The organism is Xanthomonas pisi DSM 18956 (assembly GCF_001010415.1).
Lineage (GTDB): Bacteria > Pseudomonadota > Gammaproteobacteria > Xanthomonadales > Xanthomonadaceae > Xanthomonas > Xanthomonas pisi.
Window position 1 is genome coordinate 1 of record NZ_JPLE01000008.1, and the last position, 19917, is coordinate 19917.

Annotated in this window: 16 protein-coding genes and 1 pseudogene; 6 read left to right on the plus strand and 11 right to left on the minus strand. The window is 64.8% G+C overall.

The genetic code is table 11. From position 1 onward, the window contains the following. Nucleotides 1–239: 239 nt before the first annotated feature. The 9 genes and pseudogenes from Y887_RS01490 to cmk all read right to left on the minus strand — a co-directional run bounded on the left by Y887_RS01490 (nt 240) and on the right by cmk (nt 10809). Entirely contained in the window at nt 240–2096 is a 1857-nt protein-coding gene (locus Y887_RS01490) for a monovalent cation:proton antiporter-2 (CPA2) family protein (protein ID WP_046962673.1), read from the minus strand. Nucleotides 2097–2268: 172 nt separating this feature from the next. Continuing rightward, complete coding sequence (gene galU / locus Y887_RS01495) at nt 2269–3162, minus strand: UTP--glucose-1-phosphate uridylyltransferase GalU (RefSeq protein WP_046962674.1); 894 nt, start codon at nt 3160–3162, stop codon at nt 2269–2271. After that, nucleotides 3162–5069: a polysaccharide biosynthesis protein gene (locus tag Y887_RS01500; protein ID WP_046962675.1), complete on the minus strand. Its 1908-nt coding sequence runs from the start codon at nt 5067–5069 to the stop codon at nt 3162–3164. The genes galU and Y887_RS01500 overlap by 1 nt, the downstream gene beginning before the upstream one ends. A gap of 13 nt (nt 5070–5082) precedes the next feature. Beyond that, nucleotides 5083–6034: pseudogene (locus Y887_RS01505) on the minus strand (MraY family glycosyltransferase). A gap of 266 nt (nt 6035–6300) precedes the next feature. After that, a complete protein-coding gene (gene lapB, locus Y887_RS01510; protein ID WP_039409755.1) occupies nt 6301–7479 on the minus strand; it encodes a lipopolysaccharide assembly protein LapB in 1179 nt (392 codons plus the stop codon). Between the two features lie 6 nt (nt 7480–7485). Further along, nucleotides 7486–7791 (minus strand): lipopolysaccharide assembly protein LapA domain-containing protein, encoded by a 306-nt coding sequence (locus Y887_RS01515; protein ID WP_005992290.1) that lies wholly within the window; start codon nt 7789–7791, stop codon nt 7486–7488. A gap of 67 nt (nt 7792–7858) precedes the next feature. Further along, nucleotides 7859–8170, minus strand: coding sequence for an integration host factor subunit beta (locus Y887_RS01520; protein WP_046962676.1), 312 nt, complete (start codon nt 8168–8170; stop codon nt 7859–7861). A gap of 86 nt (nt 8171–8256) precedes the next feature. Continuing rightward, nucleotides 8257–9942, minus strand: coding sequence for a 30S ribosomal protein S1 (gene rpsA, locus Y887_RS01525; protein ID WP_016903550.1), 1686 nt, complete (start codon nt 9940–9942; stop codon nt 8257–8259). Nucleotides 9943–10125: 183 nt separating this feature from the next. Next, nucleotides 10126–10809 carry a (d)CMP kinase gene (gene cmk, locus Y887_RS01530; protein WP_046962677.1) on the minus strand — a complete coding sequence of 228 codons (684 nt, stop codon included), beginning with the start codon at nt 10807–10809 and terminating at the stop codon, nt 10126–10128. Between the two features lie 172 nt (nt 10810–10981). Here cmk and ykgO point away from each other — a divergent pair, with 172 nt between their 5' ends. From ykgO to Y887_RS01560, 6 genes are all read left to right on the plus strand, one after another. Next, nucleotides 10982–11107, plus strand: a complete 126-nt coding sequence (ykgO, locus tag Y887_RS01535) for a type B 50S ribosomal protein L36 (RefSeq protein ID WP_005913193.1) — start codon at nt 10982–10984, stop codon at nt 11105–11107. A 211-nt stretch (nt 11108–11318) separates the two neighbouring features. After that, the gene (locus Y887_RS01540; RefSeq protein WP_046962678.1) at nt 11319–11660 is read left to right on the plus strand and encodes a hypothetical protein; all 342 of its coding nucleotides are present in this window, start codon (nt 11319–11321) and stop codon (nt 11658–11660) included. A gap of 229 nt (nt 11661–11889) precedes the next feature. After that, entirely contained in the window at nt 11890–12924 is a 1035-nt protein-coding gene (locus Y887_RS01545; RefSeq protein ID WP_046962679.1) for an agmatine deiminase family protein, read from the plus strand. A gap of 112 nt (nt 12925–13036) precedes the next feature. After that, nucleotides 13037–13921, plus strand: coding sequence for a carbon-nitrogen hydrolase (locus tag Y887_RS01550; protein ID WP_046962680.1), 885 nt, complete (start codon nt 13037–13039; stop codon nt 13919–13921). Nucleotides 13922–13925: 4 nt separating this feature from the next. Further along, nucleotides 13926–14453 carry a GNAT family N-acetyltransferase gene (locus Y887_RS01555; RefSeq protein WP_046962681.1) on the plus strand — a complete coding sequence of 176 codons (528 nt, stop codon included), beginning with the start codon at nt 13926–13928 and terminating at the stop codon, nt 14451–14453. Further along, nucleotides 14446–15678, plus strand: a complete 1233-nt coding sequence (locus Y887_RS01560; RefSeq protein ID WP_046962682.1) for a TraB/GumN family protein — start codon at nt 14446–14448, stop codon at nt 15676–15678. Before Y887_RS01555 ends, Y887_RS01560 begins: the two co-directional genes overlap by 8 nt. A 117-nt stretch (nt 15679–15795) precedes the next feature. On the opposite strand, the gene Y887_RS01565 is transcribed toward Y887_RS01560, so the two are convergent. Together Y887_RS01565 and Y887_RS01570 are read right to left on the minus strand one after the other, a co-directional pair. Further along, nucleotides 15796–16635 (minus strand): endonuclease/exonuclease/phosphatase family protein, encoded by an 840-nt coding sequence (locus tag Y887_RS01565; RefSeq protein ID WP_425445628.1) that lies wholly within the window; start codon nt 16633–16635, stop codon nt 15796–15798. A 134-nt stretch (nt 16636–16769) separates the two neighbouring features. Beyond that, nucleotides 16770–19907 carry a discoidin domain-containing protein gene (locus tag Y887_RS01570; RefSeq protein WP_046962705.1) on the minus strand — a complete coding sequence of 1046 codons (3138 nt, stop codon included), beginning with the start codon at nt 19905–19907 and terminating at the stop codon, nt 16770–16772. Nucleotides 19908–19917 lie beyond the last annotated feature (10 nt).

A 19917-nucleotide genomic window follows, 5' to 3' on the forward strand; every position in this document is an offset into this window, starting at 1 on the left:
CCTCGCCGCTTGCGGGACCCTGTGGCGGCATGGATGCCGCCACAGGGTCCATGGATGGATGCACAGCGCGTCCCGCAAGCGGTGAGCGCACCATGCACTCGACCACGCGACATGACCACTGCGCTGACGCCAAGGGACACCAGACAGGTGCACCACCGAAAAGCCGGCGCGACATCTCACACCCGCCCAATCGGTTCCTGCGCAGCCCTCCACCCTCACCCGACGATTGCGTGGTGGTGTCAGTCGCCCCTGGTCTCTTCCGCAGTCTCTTCGCTGGCCTGCGGCAACGCATTGCGGTTGAGCGACCGGCTCTCCCGTCGCGGCGGCGTAAACGGCGTGGGCCTGGGCACCGTCGGTGTGATGTTACCGAACATCAATCCTGCCCCGGCACGCACATTACCGGCGGCGATTTCCAGCTCCAGCCGCTCCGCATCGCGGCGGCGGATCTCGCGCGCGATCATGCCGGCCTCGTCCTCATCCACGCCCAGCTCGACCAGCGCCACCTGGCCGAAGGTCACTGCCGACTCGAAGGTTTCGCGGATCTGGTAATCCACACCGGCCGCGATCAGCTGCAGCGAATGCTCACGATCGAACGAGCGCACCAGCAGGCGCGCATGCGGGAACTCGCGCGTCGCCAGCTCGACGATGCGGTTGGCCGCTTCGCGATCGTCGATGCACACCGCGATGGCGCGCGCACTGTGCGCGCCCGAGGCATGCAGCACATCCAGCCGGGTGCCATCGCCGTAATAGATCTTGAAACCGAACTCCTCCGCGCTCTGGATCATCTCGATGTCGTTATCGATGATGGTCACGTCCACGTCGCGCGCCAGCAGCGACTGGCTGGCCACTTGACCGAAGCGGCCGAAGCCGATGACCAGCACGCTACCGGTCTGACCGTTGGCCGCTTCCACACCCTCCAGCGACACCTCCGGCGCGGGCGTCAAACGCCGCTGCAACAGGACGAACAACGGCGTCAGCGCCATCGACAGCACCACGATGGCCGTGAGGGTGGCATCGACCTGCGCATCGATCACGCCCGATGCCGAGGCCGCGGCAAACAACACAAAGGCAAACTCGCCGCCCTGCGCCATCAGCACACCACGGTCCAATGCCTGGCGATGATCGCTGCCCATCACCCGCGCCACCGCATAGATGCACACCGCCTTGCCCACCATCAGTGCCAACACGCCGACCAGGATGAGTCGCCAGTCGGCGGCGACCACGCGCAGGTCCAGGCTCATGCCCACACCCAGGAAGAACAGGCCCAGCAAGATGCCGCGAAACGGCTCGATATCCGCTTCGATCTGATGGCGGAAGGTGGATTCGGACAACAGCACCCCGGCGAGGAACGCGCCCATCGCCATCGACAACCCACCTACCTGCATCAGCAGCGCCGCGCCCAGTACCACCAGCAGCGCCGCGGCCGTCATCACCTCGCGCGCCTTGGACGCAGCCAGGATCCGGAACAGCGGATTGAGCAGCCAGCGCCCGGCCACCAGCAGACCGACGATGCAGGCCAGGCCGATGCCGATGTCGTGCCAGCGCTGCGACGCGGCCTGCGGGTCGCCACTGGACCCCATCCAGGCCACGATCGCCAGCAACGGGACGATCAGCAGGTCCTCGAACAACAGGATCGCCACGATCTTCTGCCCCGAGGGCAAGGCCACGTCGCCGCGCTCGGCCAGCAACTGCATCACCACCGCCGTCGAGGTCAGCACGAAACCGGACGCGGCCACGAAGGCCACCGGTGGCGAAAAACCCAGCAACATCCCGATACCGGTCAGCACCAGTGCGCATAGGCAGATCTGCACGGTGCCCAGGCCGAAGATTTCCTTGCGCAGGCTCCACAGATGCGACGGCCGCATCTCCAGCCCGATCACGAACAGGAACATCACCACGCCCAATTCGGCGACATGCAGGATCGCCTGCGGGTCGTCGAACAGGCCCAGTCCGAAGGGCCCGATCGCCAGCCCCGCTGCCAGGTAGCCAAGCACCGAACCCAGGCCCAAGCGTCGGAAGAGCGGGATGGCAACCACCGCAGCGCCCAGCAGAGCGACAACGTTGATCAGTTCACTGGCGTGCGCAGATTGGCTCATGCCTGGATTCTAACGACACGTGCGCACCGACGCCTTGCATCTGCTTGCTTGTTGCGCTGACCAGCCCGGGCGCCAGCGTTTCCACCGGGGCCTCGCCCACCCTTGATCGGTGACGCCCAAACGACGAACGACGCCGGGTGGCGTCGTTCGCGATGAAACATGGGTGGCGCGATCAGCCGCGCGCGTCGGCCTGGGCCAATGCGTTGCGCAGGATTTCCTTCGCCGGCCCACCATGCTTCTCATGCTCGAGCGCGAAGTGGACGGTCGCCTCGATCAAACCGATGTGCGCGCCGCAATCGAAACGACGGCCTTCGAAACGGAACGCGTCGACCTGCTCTTTCTTCAACAACTCGGCAATTGCATCGGTCAGCTGGATCTCGCCGCCGGCGCCTGCACCGGTGGCTTCGAGCAGCTCGAAAATCTTCGGGCTGAGCACATAGCGACCGACCACGGCCAGATTGCTCGGGGCCACTTCCGGCTTGGGCTTTTCGACGATCGCATTGATGCGACCCTTACGGCCGTCGAATGCGTCGGTGGACACGATGCCGTAGCTGGCGGTCTTGTCGTGCGGCACGTCTTCCACGGCAATGACGCTACCACCGGATGCTTCGGCCACATCGGCCATCTGGGTCAGCGCGGCGTCGCCACGGTTCCACATCAGATCGTCGGGCAACAGCACCGCGAACGGCTCATCGCCGACCACGGCCTTGGCACACAACACCGCATGACCCAGGCCCAGCGCCTCGGCCTGCGTCACGAAAATGGCGCGGACCCCTTCGGGCAGCGCATGCCGCACCAGCTCGAGCTGCTCCAGCTTGCCTGCGCGCTCGAGCTTTTGCTCCAGCTCGTAGGCCTTGTCGAAGTAGTCGGCGATCGAGTGCTTGTAGCGGTTGGTCACGAAGATCAACGTATCGCAGCCGGCCTGGATGGCCTCGTCGACGGCGTACTGGATCAATGGTTTGTCGATGATTGGCAGCATTTCCTTCGGCACCGTCTTGGTCGCCGGAAGAAAGCGGGTCCCAAGACCTGCGACGGGGAATACGGCCTTGCGAATACGCTGGCTCATTACAGTCTTCTGACCTCACGTGCGGGGAATGGAACGACCGTATCAGATCGCGCGTCGACTTTCCGTCGAGCAGCCGCAAAATCCGGCATGAGGCTGCCCAGCACAGTCTCCATTGCCTTGACGTCATAGCGGTTAACCGCCTCACGCAGGCGCGTCACCAGCTGCAGTACCTGCTCGTGCGAGAACTCGCGCACGCCGGCTTCCAGAATCTTGGGATGCGCGGTCGGGCGGTAGTCTTCGTCGGAGTAGAACAGGGTCTCGTGCAGCTTCTCGCCCGGACGCAGCCCGGTGTACAGAATCGCCACATCCTTGCCCGGCTGCTTGCCGGCAAGGCGGATCATCTGCTCGGCAAGCAGCCGGATCGGCACCGGCTCGCCCATGTCCAGCGTATAGATCGCGCCATGCGAGGCCGAGGCGGCTGCCTGGATCACCAACTGGCAGGCCTCGGGGATGGTCATGAAGTAGCGCGTCACATCCGGATGCGTCACGGTGACCGGGCCACCCTGGCGGATCTGCTCGCGGAACAACGGCACCACGCTACCGGCCGAATCCAGCACGTTGCCGAAGCGCACGGTGATGAAGCGCGTTGGCGCATCGCGCGCGTCCAGACTCTGGCAGATCATCTCCGCATAGCGCTTGCTTGCGCCCAGCACGTTGACCGGCTCGACCGCCTTGTCGGTGGAGATAAACACGAACGTCTCGATGCGTGCGCGCTGGCAGGCACGCGCCACGTTCTCGGTCGCCAGCACATTGTTGCGCACTGCCTCGCGTAGCTGCTCTTCCAGCAATGGCACCTGCTTGTACGCGGCGGCATGGAACACCGCGTCGGGAGCGGCGGTGTTCAACGCGTGCGCCACCACGGCCGGGTCGCCACAATCGCCGAGCACCCGCACCACTTCGATATCCGGGAACAACCGACGCAGGTCCGAGTCGATGGTCAACAGCGCCAGCTCGTCGATTTCCAGCAGCACGATGCGACGCGCCCCATGGCGCGCGCACTGACGGCAGACCTCCGAGCCGATCGAGCCACCGGCGCCGGTCACCATCACGGTCTTGTTGGTCAGCCAGTCGCGGATCAGGCGCCAGTCCGGCGTCACCGGCTTGCGATTGAGCAGGTCCTCGATGGCGACTTCCTTCAATTCGCCAGGCAGCGAGCGGCCTTCCAGCACATTGATCAGCTTGGGCACCATCCGGAACGGCAGGCCGGTACTCTCGCAGATCGCCACCACGCGCTGCATGCCGGATGCATCGAGCGACGGAATCGCGATCACCAGCAGCTTGGCGGCGGTCTCTTTCGCGATCGACGCGGCCTGATCCAGATTGCCCAGCACGTTGAGGCCCTGAATCTTTGCGCCATGCAGGTTGTTGGCATCGTCCAGAAAGCCGACCGGCACGAAGGTACCGGTGCGGCGAAGGTCGCGCACCAGACCTTCGGCAGCACGCCCGGCCCCGAGGATCAGCACGCGTTGCGCCGCATCACCGGAGTGCGCAATCTGGTAGTCCTTCCAGGCGCGATACAGCAGGCGCGGCGTCCCAAGCAGCGCCGACAGCGCAAACGGATAGACCACCAGCACCGACAACGGCACGCCATCCAGGCGGTCGTACGACAGCGCCAATACGATCGCCACCAGTCCGAGGAAGCTCGACTTGAAGATGTTCCACAGATCGGGCACCGACGCGAAGCGCCAGAGCCCGCGGTACAGCCCCATCTTCCAGAACACCAGGCCCTGCGCCACCAGGACGACGGCGGTGCGCCAGTCCCACAGGGGAAGATCCGGCGCCTCGCGCAACATCGAGTAACGACCCGCATGCAGCAGCTGCCAGCACACCCAGACCATCAGAAGGTCGTGTACCACGACTGCCACTTGCGGCAGCGCCTTGGTCAAACGGTCACGCCAGGAAATCATAGGAATCCATTATTCAAGAATTGCGCAATCCATCGCGCAGAAGATACCAGCTGGCACTCGCGCCCAGGCCCCACACCAATGCTGCCCAGACTTGCTGACCGAACACATCATGACGAAGTAACACATACAAGCAGACGGCAGCGAGGCTGAAAGCGAAATAAATAGCGGTTACCGGAACGTGCGTCCCCAGTCGGCGCGCCAGGCGCTGATAGACGTGCTGGGCGTGGGGTTCCCACCAACGCTGCCCGGCGAGCATGCGAGACAGCAGCGTGAAGCCGGCGTCGACAAGGAATGCCGTCAGTGGTAGCCNNCCCCGCCACGCCCAGCGCAAGCAACCCAGCCAACACGTAGCCAAGCGCACCGCTACCACCGTCGCCGAGGAAGATGCGCGCGCGCGGAAAATTGAACGGAACAAACCCCAGGCACGCCGCCGCCACCGCCAGGCCGGCCAACGACCAACCCGCCGGAACCACCAACGCGAATGCCAGGGCGGCCAGCGCGGCCTGACTGGCGGCCAGCCCGTTGATGCCGTCCATGAAATTCCAGACATTGATCAACACCACCGACGCCACCGCGCTGAGAACACCGTCCACGACGTTGCCCGTGGAATAGGTGACCAGCGACCCAAGCGAAGCTGAGGCGGCCAGATGGATTGCAAACCGCAGCCTGGCCGACAACGGCCGATGGTCGTCCCACCAACCCACGCCCGCCACCAGGATCAAGCCGATCGCGAACCACCCGACCACCACGCGCGCCGCTGGCCACAGCAGGCTGCCCGCCACGCACCCCACCAGAATGGCAGCGACGATCGCCATGCCACCGCCACGCGGGGTGGCGACCACATGGCTGCGTCGCTCACCGGGTTGATCGAGCAGACGACGATGCAATGCATAACGGCGCAGCAGCCACGTTCCAAGCGCCGCAACGCTCACGTGCAAGGCGCACCAGAGCCAGAGGTGAGGCATCAGCGCCGATCACCGCTTGGGAAAGCATGGGCACAGGATTGCCGCATGGTCGACGCAGGCAACGAAAAGGAGCACCGCTGCAAGCCGGCCCGGCCAGGCGTGAGGTCATTGGGCAGACCACGGCATGGCCAGCGCGACCGCATCTGCAGCGCCGCGAATCTGCGGTCGACGGCGCAGTGTGACCGCCACCGACGCAAGCTGCACAGACGCACCAACGCAGGGGCGATCGGACTCGATGCACATTGCCGCAAAACCAAAGACACGCCTCACACCACCGCGTAATTCAACAGCGGCTTGACGGTGCCCCACTCCTTGCAGCTCGGGCATTGCCAATGGTGGGTCTTTGCGCCGAACCCGCAGCGGGTGCAGCGGTAGCTGGGGTTACGCACCAACAGCTGATCGGTGATGTGCTTGAGATCGTTCAAGGTGCCCACCGGATCGCTGCCTTCGGCAAGCGTCAGATCGATCAGCGCCGACTCGCCGCGCACCGATGGGCGGTCCTTGAGCTGACGGCCGAGATAGGCCAGCGCAGGCGCAACCCCGTCCTGCGCTTCCATCAACTGGGTCAGCGCCAGCACCGGCGCGATACCGCGATAGTGCTCGGTCATCTCCGACAGGAAATTACGTGCACCGGCGATGTCGCCGACCCGCCGATAGGCGGCCATCAAGGCAGGAATGATTTCCGGCAGGTACTCCGGGTCGTGGCGTGCGGCACGCTCGAAGGCGCGCACGGCGGCCTCGTCATGGCCGCGCTCGGCTTCGATGCGCCCCTCCAGGATGCCGGCGCGCACGGACGTGCCGTCGGCCTGGTACGCACGCGCGATCGCCTGCAAGGCTTCATCGGCCTTCCCCAGGCCGCGGTAGCGATCGGCCAGCTCGCATTCGAACTGCGAGATCAGCTTGCCCATCGGCTCGCCGGTGACTTCTTCGTAGCGGGTGGCGTTGTCGATCGCCTTTTCCCAGTCACGTTCGGCCTGGTAGATGCCGATCAGGTGACGCAGGGCCTGCGGCGCACGCTGATCCAGCTGCGCAAGCTCGGTAAAGACCGTCTCGGCACGATCCAGCAGACCGGACTTCATATAGTCCTCGCCCAGCGCAAGCAAGGCCTGCACACGCTGCTGGTCGGTCAGGTCGGCGCGCTGTACCAGTCCCTGATGCAGCCGGATGGCACGATCGACCTCGCCGCGGCGGCGGAACAGATGGCCCAGCGCGACCTGTGTCTCGAAGGTTTCCTTATCCAGCTCGGCGATATGCAAAAACAGCTCGATCGCCTTGTCCGGCTGCTCGTTGAGCAGGTAGTTCAGACCACGGAAGTAGGTACTGGACAGTCGGCTGACCTGGGTATCGCCATGACGCTGACCACCGCGGCGGCCGACGATCCAGCCACTGAGCGCCGCCAGCGGTAAAAACAGGAAAAACCAGAACCACTCGGTCAGGAAGTCCATACGTGCTTAGAGTCCATCGAGAGGGCGCGGCTCGACTGCGGCAGGCGTGATGGGCCTTGCATCGGCGCGGCTGACCGCAGCAGCCTTGTTGGCCTGACGCAGCTTGGAATAGAGAGGAATGACCACACTGACCAGCACCATGCCGGCACCGATCAACACACCGACCAGCAGCGCGACAATGATCGCCACCCCGGAACTGGTGTGCACACTGGAAAACAGGAAATCGAGAGTGATGTCCTGGGAATTGACCGCACCGATAATCAGGCCGACCAACAGGAACGCCAGCATCACCAGCAAGCGAAACACCTTCATCGCGCGACTCCGTCGGGAAGGCGCCTAGCTTAACTGAGCCGACATAAACGCAGCGCTAGAGCCGTCGTCACTCGGCGGCATCGGCCAGATCGACCGGGACCACGGAGCTGACACGCTCGCGCAATTCCTTGCCCGGCTTGAAATGCGGAACATGCTTGCCCGGCAGTGCAACCGATTCCCCGGTCTTGGGATTGCGACCCAGACGTGGCGGACGGTAATGCAGCGAAAAACTGCCGAACCCGCGGATTTCGATCCGATCACCATCGGAGAGCGCCTGCCCCATCATTTCCAGCAGTGACTTCACCGCCAGATCCACGTCGTCCGACTTCAGATGCGCTTGGCGTCGCGCCAGGATTTCAATCAATTCGGACTTGGTCATGGGAACTTGCTTTTTTCGACTGACACATCGGAATCGGCCCGGGCAAGCCCGGGCCGATCCATCACGCTCGACAGAGCGCTACGCGCTTACTCGGACTTGTTGCTGTTCAACTGTGCACGCAGCAGCGCGCCCAGCTGAGTCATGCCGCCCGACGCAGCGGAGGACTGGTATTCCTCCAGCGTCTCGCGCATTTCGGCATCGTCCTTGGCCTTGATCGACAGCTGCAGGGTGCGGCCCTTGCGGTCCATGCCCACGAACTTGGCTTCGATCTTGTCGCCGACCTTCAGGTGCTGGGTCGCATCGTCGACGCGCTCGTTGGCGATATCGCGTGCAGCGACGTAGCCTTCGATGCCGTCGGCCAGGTCGATCGTGGCGCCCTTGGCATCCACTTCACGCACAACGCCTTCGACCTTCGAACCCTTCGGGTTGGACGCCATGTACTGACCGAACGGGTCCTGCTCCAGCTGCTTGACGCCCAGGCTGATGCGCTCGCGTTCCGGGTCCACTGCCAGCACGACGGCTTCCAGCGTGTCGCCCTTCTTGTAGTTGCGCACGACGTCTTCGCCGGTGGTGTTCCAGCTGATGTCGGACAGGTGCACCAGGCCGTCGATGCCGCCGTCCAGACCGATGAAGATGCCGAAGTCGGTGATCGACTTGATCTGACCGGACACCTTGTCGTTCTTCTTGTGGGTGGCAGCGAAGGTTTCCCACGGATTGGCTGCAACCTGCTTCATGCCCAGCGAGATGCGGCGACGCTCCTCGTCGACATCCAGCACCATCACTTCGACTTCGTCGCCGACCTGCACAACCTTGGACGGATTGACGTTCTTGTTGGTCCAATCCATCTCGGAAACGTGCACCAGACCTTCGACGCCCGGCTCGATTTCGACGAATGCGCCGTAATCGGTGACGTTGGAGACCTTGCCGAACACGCGGCTGTTGGCCGGGTAACGACGGGCGATGTTGTCCCACGGATCTTCGCCCAGCTGCTTCAGGCCGAGACTGACGCGGTTACGCTCGCGATCGAACTTCAGCACGCGCACGTCCAGCTCGTCGCCGACGTTGACGACTTCGGACGGATGGCGCACGCGCTTCCAGGCCATGTCGGTGATGTGCAGCAGGCCGTCGATACCGCCCAGGTCCACGAATGCGCCGTAATCGGTCAGGTTCTTGACGACACCCTTCAGGATCGCGCCTTCCTGCAGCTTGTCCATCAGCTGCTCGCGCTCTTCCGAGTGCTCGCTCTCGACCACGGCACGACGCGACACCACGACGTTGTTGCGCTTGCGATCCAGCTTGATCAGCTTGAACTCAAGCTCCTTGCCTTCCAGGTAGGCCGGGTCGCGCACCGGGCGCACATCCACCAGCGAACCAGGCAGGAACGCGCGGACATCCTTGATGTCCACGGTGAAACCACCCTTGACCTTGCCGCTGATGCGGCCGGTGATGGTTTCGTTCTTTTCCAACGCTTCTTCCAGCTCGTCCCACACCATCGCGCGCTTGGCTTTCTCGCGCGACAACACGGTCTCGCCAAAGCCGTTTTCGATCGAGTCCAGCGCAACCTTGACCTGGTCGCCCACACCCACATCGATCTCGCCAGCGTCGTTACGGAACTGCTCGATCGGCACGATGCCTTCGGACTTCAGGCCAGCGTTGATCACCACCACGTCGCCGCGCACTTCCACGACGGTACCGGTGACGATGGAGCCCGGCTTCAGCTTCGCCAGATTGGCTTGACTGGCTTCGAACAGTTCAGCAAAAGATTCTGTCATTTGGATTTTACTCAGTTGAACACACGGGCGCCGGTCGTCGGGTTGCGACAGAGACGGACCGCCCAGCCTGTTGGTCGACCCCAACAACGAGTCGGTTTAGAAGTAGTAGAACCGCCACGCAGGATGCGCGACGGAGCTTTGGAACGCCTTACGGTCGGCGGGACCTGCCCGCTTGCGGAACGCTTACGACGACGTGCGGGCGGACAACACCCCGACCACACGCTGGACGACATCCTCGATCCCGATGCCACTGGTATCGATCAGCACGGCGTCTTCGGCCGGCCGCAATGGCGCCACCACCCGCTGCGCATCTCTGGCATCTCGGGCCATGATCTCGCGCAGCAGGTCGTCAAAGATAACCGAAACACCCTTTTCCATCAACTGTTTATGGCGACGGCCCGCACGTTCTTCGGCACTGGCGGTCAGGAAAACCTTAAATGCGGCATCCGGGAAGATCACCGTCCCCATGTCGCGCCCGTCGGCAACCAGGCCGGGAGCGCGCCTGAATGCGCGTTGGCGCTCCTTGAGGGCGCTGCGCACCTCGGGAATCGCCGCAATCGCCGAGGCCAGGGCGCCCGTGGTTTCCAGGCGCAGTTCGCCGGTCGCATCCACGCCATTGACCAGCACCCGCAGCCCCGCCTCGCCCGCGTCGTCGAACTCCACCCTGGTATCGAAGGTGCAACGCACCAGCGCAGCCGGGTCGGACACGTCCAGATCGGCCCAGCTCGCCGCCACGCCCACCGCGCGATACAGCGCGCCCGAATCGAGGTAGTGCCAGCCCAGCCGGGCAGCCACGATGCGGCTGACTGTACCCTTGCCGGCGCCGGAGGGACCATCGATGGTGAGGACGGGCGAAAGGTCGGTCATTCAGGTTTCCGGAAGGTCATCAGGCGGTAGTGTAGCGCCGCTCGCAGCGATTGCGATGCAACCACTTGAAAGCACGACGAAAAGCCGGTTAGAATTGCCGGCTTAATTCCGGGTGCAGCCTCGATCGCGCGCACTCTTCCATCGAATCCAACCGTTTACGCCGAGGTGTGCCATGAAAGTCCTGTCCTCCCTGAAGTCTGCGAAGACCCGTCACCGCGACTGCAAGGTGGTCCGCCGCCGCGGCAAGGTCTTCGTGATCTGCAAGTCGAACCCGCGTTTCAAGGCGCGTCAGCGCTAAGTCGTTGCTGCGCGTGCCAGACCCGAGAAAGCCGCCTCCGGGCGGTTTTTTCTTGGCCGATGCTTGATGCGCCGCCGTCCCTGGCGCGTTGAGACGCGATCTGCGGCCACACGCTGACCCGGCCGCCCGATCGCTATGCACCGCGCCGACGTCTGTTGTGGTTTTTTGCTGTAATCACCGTCCGAATCTTGTCCACTGGGGAGTAGATGACATGCGCAACCGTTTGTTTGTGATGCCGCCGATTGTGCTGACAATCGCACTGATGGGGATCAGTGCCGCCGCGTCTGCCGAAACGCTGCTGGTCGATCGCGTACAGCAAAAGCCCGCCGCCGCCCTGCCCTTGCGCGGCGACAGCATGAGCCAGGTCGAAGGCCGCTACGGTGCGCCGCAGGAAAAGCTCGACCCGCGCGGTGGCCAGAAGCGCCAGTGGCCGACGATCCACCGCTGGGTGTATCCGGCATTCACCGTGTACTTCGAAAAAAGCAAGGTGATCGACGTGGTGGCCAATCAGGCAGACGCCAACGAGATCGGGCCGAAGCCGCCGATCAGGTAGCAGCTGGAGATCACCTCGGCCGGTTTGCAGACATCGCGCTGCAGGTCCGGCCCAACGCTTCGCATCGCAACGTCGCTGGTCCGTCAGCACTTGGACATGCGTTGCTGCGAATCTGCATCAATGCCTGGCGCGGCAACGTGCGCCAGGATCGCAAGAGCCTGCACTCGGGTGCGGGGTATCGATGAACGTCCGGGCCGCTGTCCGGACACCAAGATGAGTATTGCCTGGCATGACCGACCGTCTTCGCTTTCCCGCCGAGTGGGAACCCCAATCCGCCGTGCTGCTTGCGTGGCCGCATGCCGGTACCGATTGGGCCGAGCGCCTGGCCGATGTGGAAGAGACTTACATCGCGCTGGTCACCGCGATCTCCCGCTTCGAGCCGGTGGTCATCTGCGCGGCCGATGACGATCTGCAGATCTATGCCGAAGCGCGGCTGCGTTCGGCGCGGGTGGACATGACGCGCGTGCGGTTTGTGATCGCCGCCTACAACGACACCTGGCTGCGCGATTCCGGCCCGATCACGCTGCGCCAGGATGGCGGCTTCCGCTTGATGGATTTCCGCTTCACCGGGTGGGGCGGCAAGTTCGAGGCCAGCCTGGACGACCAATTGGTGAGCTCGCTGGATGCGGCACAGGTGTTCGTGCCCGCCCCGGTGCAGACGGTGGATTTTGCGCTGGAAGGCGGTGCGATCGAGACCGACGGCGCCGGCACCCTGCTTACCACCTGGACCTGCCTGCACGAGCGTCACCCGCAGCGCACGCGCGAGTCGCTGAGCAGCGATCTTGCTGCATGGCTGTCGCAGGACCGCGTGCTGTGGCTGGATCACGGCTATCTGGAAGGCGACGACACCGATGCGCATATCGACACGCTGGCACGCTTCGCCGGCCCGGATGCGATCGTCTACCAGGGCTGCGATGTGACCAGCGATTCGCATTACACCGAACTGCAGGCGATGGGCAACGAGCTGGCCGCGCTGCGCACCACCGACGGGCAGCCGTACCGCCTGTTCGTCCTGCCGTGGGCCGAGCCGATCCTGGATCAGGGACGTCGCCTGGCCGCCTCGTATGCCAACTTCCTGATCGTCAACGGCGCGGTGCTGATGCCGGCGTATGGCGACAAGGCCGATGCGACCGCGCAGGCCGTGCTGGCCGAAGCGTTTCCGCAGCACGAAATCGTGCCGGTGCCGTGCCGTGCGCTGATCTGGCAGAACGGCAGCCTGCATTGCCTGACCATGCAGTTGCCGGCCGGCCTGCTCGCCGCCTAAACGTTGGGTTCGACGCGGCTGCACATGCTGCGTCGTTTCTTGTTCCGGCCGGCAGGCCGGTGTTATGCCATGGCGCGCTACCTTAGTGCGCACCTTTGCAGGATGAGATGCCATGTCCGGTCACGTTCTTTCTGTCGCGCTGATTCAAGAGCGCAACCACGGCGACGCCGAGGCCAACCTGGCCATCATCGAATCGCGCGTGGCCGAAGCCGCCGCACAGGGCGCCAGGCTGGTGCTGCTGCAGGAGCTGCATAACGGTGCGTATTTCTGTCAGCACGAGTCGGTGGATGAATTCGATCTGGCGGAGCCGATTCCCGGCCCGAGCACCGAGCGCCTGAGTGCGCTGGCCAGGCAGCACGGCGTGGTACTGGTCGCCTCGTTGTTCGAGCGCCGCGCCGCCGGCCTGTATCACAACACCGCGGTGGTGTTCGAAAAGGACGGCCGCCTGCTCGGCAAGTACCGCAAGATGCACATCCCCGACGACCCGGGCTTCTACGAGAAGTTCTACTTCACGCCGGGCGATCTGGGCTTCACGCCGATCGACACCTCGGTGGGCCGTCTCGGCGTGCTGGTGTGCTGGGACCAGTGGTATCCGGAAGCGGCGCGGTTGATGGCGCTGGCTGGTGCGGAACTGCTGCTCTACCCCACCGCGATCGGCTGGGATCCGGACGACCAGCAGCCCGAGCAGGAGCGTCAGCGCGATGCGTGGATCCTGAGCCATCGCGGGCATGCGGTGGCCAATGGCGTACCGGTGCTGTCGTGCAACCGCGTCGGCCATGAGCCCTCGCCGCTGGGCGCGTCCGGCATCCAGTTCTGGGGCAACAGCCACGTGCTGGGACCGCAGGGCGAGTTCATCGCCGAAGCCGGCCAGGACCCGACCGTGCTGATCTGCGATATCGATCTGCAGCGTAGCGAGCATGTGCGGCGCATCTGGCCGTTCCTGCGCGACCGTCGCATCGACGCGTACGGCGACCTGCTCAAGCGTTACATCGACTGATCGCATGCCCGTCGAGCTGCGTGCAGTCCGCGATGCGGACATCCCGGCGATCACCGCGATCTATGCGGAGCAGATCGCCGGGTTCAACACCTACGAATACAGCGCGCCGTCGAGCGCGGAAATGCATGCGCGCATGCGCGCGATCGTGGATGCCGGCTACCCGTATCTGGTGGCGGAACATGCCGGTGCGGTCGTCGGCTATGCCTATGCCAGCGCCTATCGCGCACGTGCGGGCTACCGCTGGACGGTGGAGAATTCGATCTATCTCGCTGCCGACATGCAGGGCCGCGGGATCGGCAAGGCGCTGCTGGGCGAGCTGATCGCGCGCTGCGAGCAGCGCGGCGATCGGCAAATGATTGCGGTGATCGGCGATGCCGGCAACCTGGCATCGCTGCGGCTGCATGAACGTTTTGGATTTCGCACGGTCGGAGTGTTCACCGGTATCGGCCGCAAACAGGGTCGCTGGTTGGACGGCGTGCAGATGCAGCGTCAACTCGGCTCCGGTAACACCGCCCCTCCTTCTGATGAATGACCCCATGACTGAGCAGACCACCCACGTTCTGGACGATGCGCTGTCCGGCCAGCCGCACCGCATCGTCGAACGCGATGGCGTGCGCTACACCTTGCTGGGGACTGCCCACGTCTCGCTGGCGAGCGTCGCCGCGGTACAGCGGGCGATCGGCAGCGGCCGCTACGATGCGGTAGCGGTGGAACTGGACGCGCAACGCCTGCAGGCGCTCAGCGACCCCGATGCGCTGGCCCGCCTGGATCTGGTGCAGGTGATCCGCAAGGGGCGCGTGGCCTTGTTTGCCGCCAACCTGGCGCTGGCGGCCTATCAGCGCCGGCTGGCCAAACAGCTCGGCATCGAGCCGGGCGCTGAATTGAAGGAAGCGGTGAATCTGGCGCGTGCGCAGGGGCTGCCGGTGCACCTGATCGATCGCGAAGTCGGGCTGACCTTCAAGCGTGCGTCCGGACGGTTGGGATTCTTCGGCAAGATGAAACTTGCCGGCGGCCTGCTCGGCGGCCTGTTCGCCGCCGATGAAGTAGGCGAAGAGGAAATCGAAAAGCTCAAGCAAGGCGACATGCTGGAGGCCAGCTTCGGCGATTTCGCCAGCGAAAGCCCGGAGCTTTACGAGACGGTGATTGCCGAGCGCGATCGCTACATGGCCACGCGCCTGCGCGAAGAAGCCGGTAGCGGGCAGCACGAAGTGCTGGCGGTCGTCGGCGCCGGACATCTTGCCGGGCTGGCGCGGCATCTGGAACAGGACACCGATGCGCCCGGCCCGCTACGCGAGTCGCTGGAATACGTGCAGCAGCGCAAGCGCGTTCCCTGGATCACGCTGGGCATCCTGGCAGTGATCATTACCGGCATCGGCATCGGCTTCTGGCGCGGCGGCCTGAGCATGGGCGCCGACCTGTTGCTGCAGTGGGCGATGTACACCGGCGGCCTGGCCGCACTGGGCTGTCTGCTGGCCGGCAGCCACCCGTTGAGCATCCTGACCGCAGCAGTGGTGGCACCGTTCAAACCGTTCCGGTTGAGCGTGCCGACCGGTGCCTTCGCAGCCTTGGTCGAAGTGCATATGCGCAAGCCGGCTTATGGGGATTTCCTGTCGCTGCGCGACGATGCGCAGACCCTGCGCGGCTGGTATCGCAATCGCGTGTCGCGGGTGGTGCTGACGTTCCTGCTGACCAACTTCGGCAGCATGGCCGGGGTGTGGCTGGCCGGCGTGCAGATCTTCAATCGCCTGCATGGGTGATTGAGAAGGCTTTTTCAACGCAATGCGGCATGTAGATGCCTCGTAGGAGCGCACCTGGGCGCGAGGGGCGTTACTGGTCATGCCGTCGCGCCCGGGTGCGCTCCTACATGGTTGGCGTTACGGGGCAGCCGGCTGATCGGGTGCGAGCTGCAAGCGCACCCACACCCCGTAGTGATCCGATGCCCAGCGGCCTTCGGCGTAAGGCGTGTCGAACAGGATGCGGGCCTCGCGGGCGAGCAGGCGGTTCTGCTGGAAGAAGACGTGGTCGATGCGCGCCGGCGTGTCGAAGACATGCAGATTCAAGGTGCTGACCGTGGCATCGCTGTTGCGGTGCACGCTGCCATAGCTGTCGCCATAGCCCTTGCGTAGCGCCTCCAGGTCCAGTGCGTCGGCGGCAGTATTGAAATCCCCGGCGATCACCACCGGCGCCTGCGCGCTGGTGGAGGCGATGAAGTCCAGCAGGTCCCCGACCTGGCGCGTGCGCGTTGCGGTACCGCGCGCATCGGTGCGCTCGTTGAGATGGGTGACGTAGACGTTGACCGGCTGGCCATCCACATCCACCTGCAGGTGCGCGGCAACCCGGTAGTCGTCCAGCGGTTGCAGCAGGCGCTGATGCCGCGCCAGTACCTTGCGCCGGCTCAGTAACGCATTGCCGTAGCGCTTCGGGGCGCCGGCAGGATCGACCGAGGCGAAGATCACCGCGTACCCCAACTTGCGCGCCAGCCAGGCGGCCTGGTTTTCCACGCTGCCGCGACGTTCGATGACCTCCTGCAAGGCGATGACATCCGGCGCCAGTTGCCTGAGCTCCTTGGCGATGTAGCTGCGGCGGGCCGGCCAGTCTTCGCGATCGTGATGCAGGTTGAGCGTGACCAGGGACAATTCGCGCGCAGATGGAACTGAAACTGCCTGCCCTGCCGGTTCGCTGGCTGCCGTAGCGCCGCCCTGCCTGGACTGCACGGCAGCGGATGATGGGCCAGCCTGACGAGGCTGGTCTGCCTGCGCGTGTGCGCAGCACACCGCCAGTGCGACGACCGCGGCACCCAGGACGGCGTGGCGCCTTGGCCCTGCCCATACCGGCCAAGGCGCAGGCGTCATTGCGTGGCGCGCTCGGCCCGCCGCACCGCGCTGGGCACATCGATCTGCACGGTGGCCGGCATCTGCTGGATCCGCAGCTCGCCATTTTGCCAATCCACGGTTTCGCCGTTGACGCTGGCCCTGCCGGGTTCGCCCTGATACGGCCAGACAAACACCACGCCGCCCGGCGGCATCAGCAGGCCGGGTTGCAATTGCAGCGACAGCTGCTTTTCGGTGCGCTGCAAGGTGTAGTTGAGGCGGCCGTACGGGGTGCGCAATTCGGCAATGCCGATGCCCTTGCCTTCGAACCAGCGCGTCGGCGTGCCGGCGGCGATCACGATGCTCTGATCCGATTCGCGCGTGTACGCGAACATGTCCAATACCGAGCGGACGAAATCCGATGCCACCCAGGCATGCGGCAGGTCGCCGACGAAGAACGGCGTGCGCGGCGTGCGAGAGACCACCTCGGCCCACTGATTCCAGGGCTGCGGCGCGCGATCCTTGAAGAAGAATGCAGTCGCATCCCAGGCGCGCTCGCGCCAGCCCAGCCGCACGAATGCGGCGACGTTGCGCCATTCGTAGGGGGTGTAGTCCTTCCACTCGCGCTTGCCGTTGCGGCGGTCGGAGAACTCCTTCCAATAGCGTTCGAAGGTGTTGGTCAGCAGGTCCTGCGGCAGGCGCTGCTGCTCGCCGCCCGGCGTCAGCGCGATGGTGGTCGAGGTCGCATCGAAATCGCCGAGCTCGGCCGAACCGGGCAGGAAATCGATCTTGTGCTCGCGCACTGCCGCACCCAGCGAGGCGATCAGGTCGCCGCTGAATTCGTCGCGTGCAGCGCTGAAACGCGTGACGTCCTCCGGCTTGTCGAGCGCGCCGGCCAGCACGGTGGCGTCCTTGTAACCGCGCAGTGCCCAGAAGTTGTCCCAGTACGAATGCACCGGCTTGGCCGAATAGCCTTCGTGGCTGATCGACACCGGCATCATTCCGTAGAAGGCCGGGTTGCGCATGAAGTTGTCTTCGGTGCGCTCGCTGGCGCGCAGCTTTTCCATGTAGTCGAAGGCGCCGGTGACATGCGGCCACATCTTCTCCAGGAACGGCCTGTCGCCGGTGTAACGGTAGTACTCGGCGATGTTGTAGATCAGCTCGCCATGGCTGTCGTTTTCCGGGACCGGATCGCTGCCGCGGTCGTCCACGCAGCACGGCACCATGCCATCGGCAAACTGATACGGCGCGAACCAGTCCACGTAATCGCGTACCACGTCTTCGCGGCCGAGCCGTAGCAGGCCCTCGGAAATCATCGCGCCGTCGCGGATCCAGCTGCGCGAATACGAGCGCGTGCCCGGCTGCAGGCGCGGTCCGATGCGCGAGATCAGCATGTGCGCCAGCGCGGTACGCAGCGTATCGACCACCGGCTTGCCTTCGGCCGGCACGCTGATGCGCACGCGATCGAGCTTGCCGCGCCATTGCTGGGCCACCTGCTGCTGTGCCTGGTCGGCATCGAAGCCGGCCGGCAGTTGCGCGGTGCCGGTCTGCGGAATCACCAAGGCCACTTCACGTTTCTGGCCGGGTTCCAGCTTCCAGCGATACAGCAGCACGCCCGAGGCCAGGCCGGTTTCGTCCTTGACCTGGGTGACGGTGGGCGGCGTGGCGGCGGTGAGATGGCTGACGTCCATGCCGCTGTCGAAGGCGCTGGCGAAGCCCGCGTCCGGCCGCTGCACGGCGAACACACGCGGCTTGCCGTTGACGCTGACCTGGCTGCCGTCCACCGCCAGTTGTTCGATCCGGCTGACGCCGCCCAGGGTATTGAGGAACTGCGCCGGCGGATTGACCTGGAACGGACGCACCGCCAGGGCCAGGGTGAAATCACGCGCCTGCTTGCCGGTGTTGTGCAGCTGGTAGCGCGCGACCAGTTGCGCCTGATCGGGTGTGCCCTGCACGAACGCGGTGACGCGCAGGTTCATCAGGTCGTGATGCCAGTCGACGCTGGGGATCGGCAGGTAATCGTCCTGCAGGCTTTGCTCGCTGCTGACGTCGGACCAGTGCAGTACCTTGCCGCCGGTGACCACGAACGGCTCGATGCTGAAACCGCCCTTGCCCACTTCTACCGCGCCGTCCTCGCCGATCAGGCCCTGCTCGGTGCCGCCATCCAGGCCCAGGATGGTCCAGTACGGCTGCTCGCCGGAGAAGCCACGCGGGTAACTGCCACGCGGTAGCTGCGCGGCCAGCGACTTGATGAAGTCGTTGGGCGTTGCGGCAAATGCCAGCGGCTGCAACTGGACCTCCTTGATGCCGTAGCGCCAGTTCGGGCCGTCTTTCAGGTCGAAACGCAAATAGCGTGCTTCGGTATCGGGCAAGGCCAGCCAGTCGGTACCACCGGCGCCGGCGGTGACGGTGCGCAGATCGCGCCAGCTGCGGCCATCGGCCGATGCACGCACCGCGTACTGCGAGGCCTGCAGGCCGGGCACCCACTGCACCACCGCGCCACCGAATTCGCGCACCTTGCCCAGATCCAGCGTGACGGTCTGTTGCTTCACCGCGCCACTGAGCCAGAAGGTGTCGGGCTTGCCATCGGCCAGACGCTGTTCCAGTGCCGGCGCAGTGTCGGTGATCGCCTCGGCCTTGAGCGGCGAGGTGTCTTCCGGCGGCAATGGGGTGAGCGTCAGGCGGTCCAAGCACACCGTGCCCTTGCCTCCGACCTTGTTGTAGATGGTGAACTCGACATCCGCGCTGCTGCGCAGCTGCTTGTCCGCACCGGGTCCCCAGGCCTTTTCGATGTTGCGCTTGCGGTAGTTGAAGGTGGTCCAGTTCTTCGGGACATTGAAGCCCGGCCGGTTGACCCACCACACGTTGTCGCCGCTGGCATCGATCAGCTTGAGCTGCAGATCGTTGGACGGGGATTCACCGCGCAGCGAAAACCCGATGCGGTAGTTCTCGGGGTAGTCGAGCGGCAGCGCGCGGCGGATGCCGACGTAGCCTGAAACGCCGTTGAAGTTGTAATCCAGGCACAGCGCATGCCCGCCGGAGGGTGTGGCCACCGGGCGCAGCGAGCCGCTGACCTGGTTGGACACCACCAGGCGCCAGGCGCTCATGTCGTTGAAGCCGTCGAGCACGCGCTCCTGTGCCTGCGCCACGCCCGCAGACGTGACGAGAGCGGCCATGGCACACAGT

Bases quoted from the DNA above. Each gene is read 5' to 3' on its own strand.
- Y887_RS01560 (WP_046962682.1), top strand. From the start codon at position 14,446: ATGAATGACCCCATGACTGAGCAGACCACCCACGTTCTGGACGATGCG.
- Y887_RS01515 (WP_005992290.1), bottom strand. From the start codon at position 7,791: ATGAAGGTGTTTCGCTTGCTGGTGATGCTGGCGTTCCTGTTGGTCGGC.
- rpsA (WP_016903550.1), bottom strand. From the start codon at position 9,942: ATGACAGAATCTTTTGCTGAACTGTTCGAAGCCAGTCAAGCCAATCTG.
- Y887_RS01540 (WP_046962678.1), top strand. From the start codon at position 11,319: ATGCGCAACCGTTTGTTTGTGATGCCGCCGATTGTGCTGACAATCGCA.
- cmk (WP_046962677.1), bottom strand. From the start codon at position 10,809: ATGACCGACCTTTCGCCCGTCCTCACCATCGATGGTCCCTCCGGCGCC.
- Y887_RS01520 (WP_046962676.1), bottom strand. From the start codon at position 8,170: ATGACCAAGTCCGAATTGATTGAAATCCTGGCGCGACGCCAAGCGCAT.
- lapB (WP_039409755.1), bottom strand. From the start codon at position 7,479: ATGGACTTCCTGACCGAGTGGTTCTGGTTTTTCCTGTTTTTACCGCTG.
- Y887_RS01545 (WP_046962679.1), top strand. From the start codon at position 11,890: ATGACCGACCGTCTTCGCTTTCCCGCCGAGTGGGAACCCCAATCCGCC.
- Y887_RS01500 (WP_046962675.1), bottom strand. From the start codon at position 5,069: ATGATTTCCTGGCGTGACCGTTTGACCAAGGCGCTGCCGCAAGTGGCA.
- Y887_RS01555 (WP_046962681.1), top strand. From the start codon at position 13,926: ATGCCCGTCGAGCTGCGTGCAGTCCGCGATGCGGACATCCCGGCGATC.
- Y887_RS01490 (WP_046962673.1), bottom strand. From the start codon at position 2,096: ATGAGCCAATCTGCGCACGCCAGTGAACTGATCAACGTTGTCGCTCTG.
- Y887_RS01550 (WP_046962680.1), top strand. From the start codon at position 13,037: ATGTCCGGTCACGTTCTTTCTGTCGCGCTGATTCAAGAGCGCAACCAC.
- ykgO (WP_005913193.1), top strand. From the start codon at position 10,982: ATGAAAGTCCTGTCCTCCCTGAAGTCTGCGAAGACCCGTCACCGCGAC.
- galU (WP_046962674.1), bottom strand. From the start codon at position 3,162: ATGAGCCAGCGTATTCGCAAGGCCGTATTCCCCGTCGCAGGTCTTGGG.
- Y887_RS01570 (WP_046962705.1), bottom strand. From the start codon at position 19,907: ATGGCCGCTCTCGTCACGTCTGCGGGCGTGGCGCAGGCACAGGAGCGC.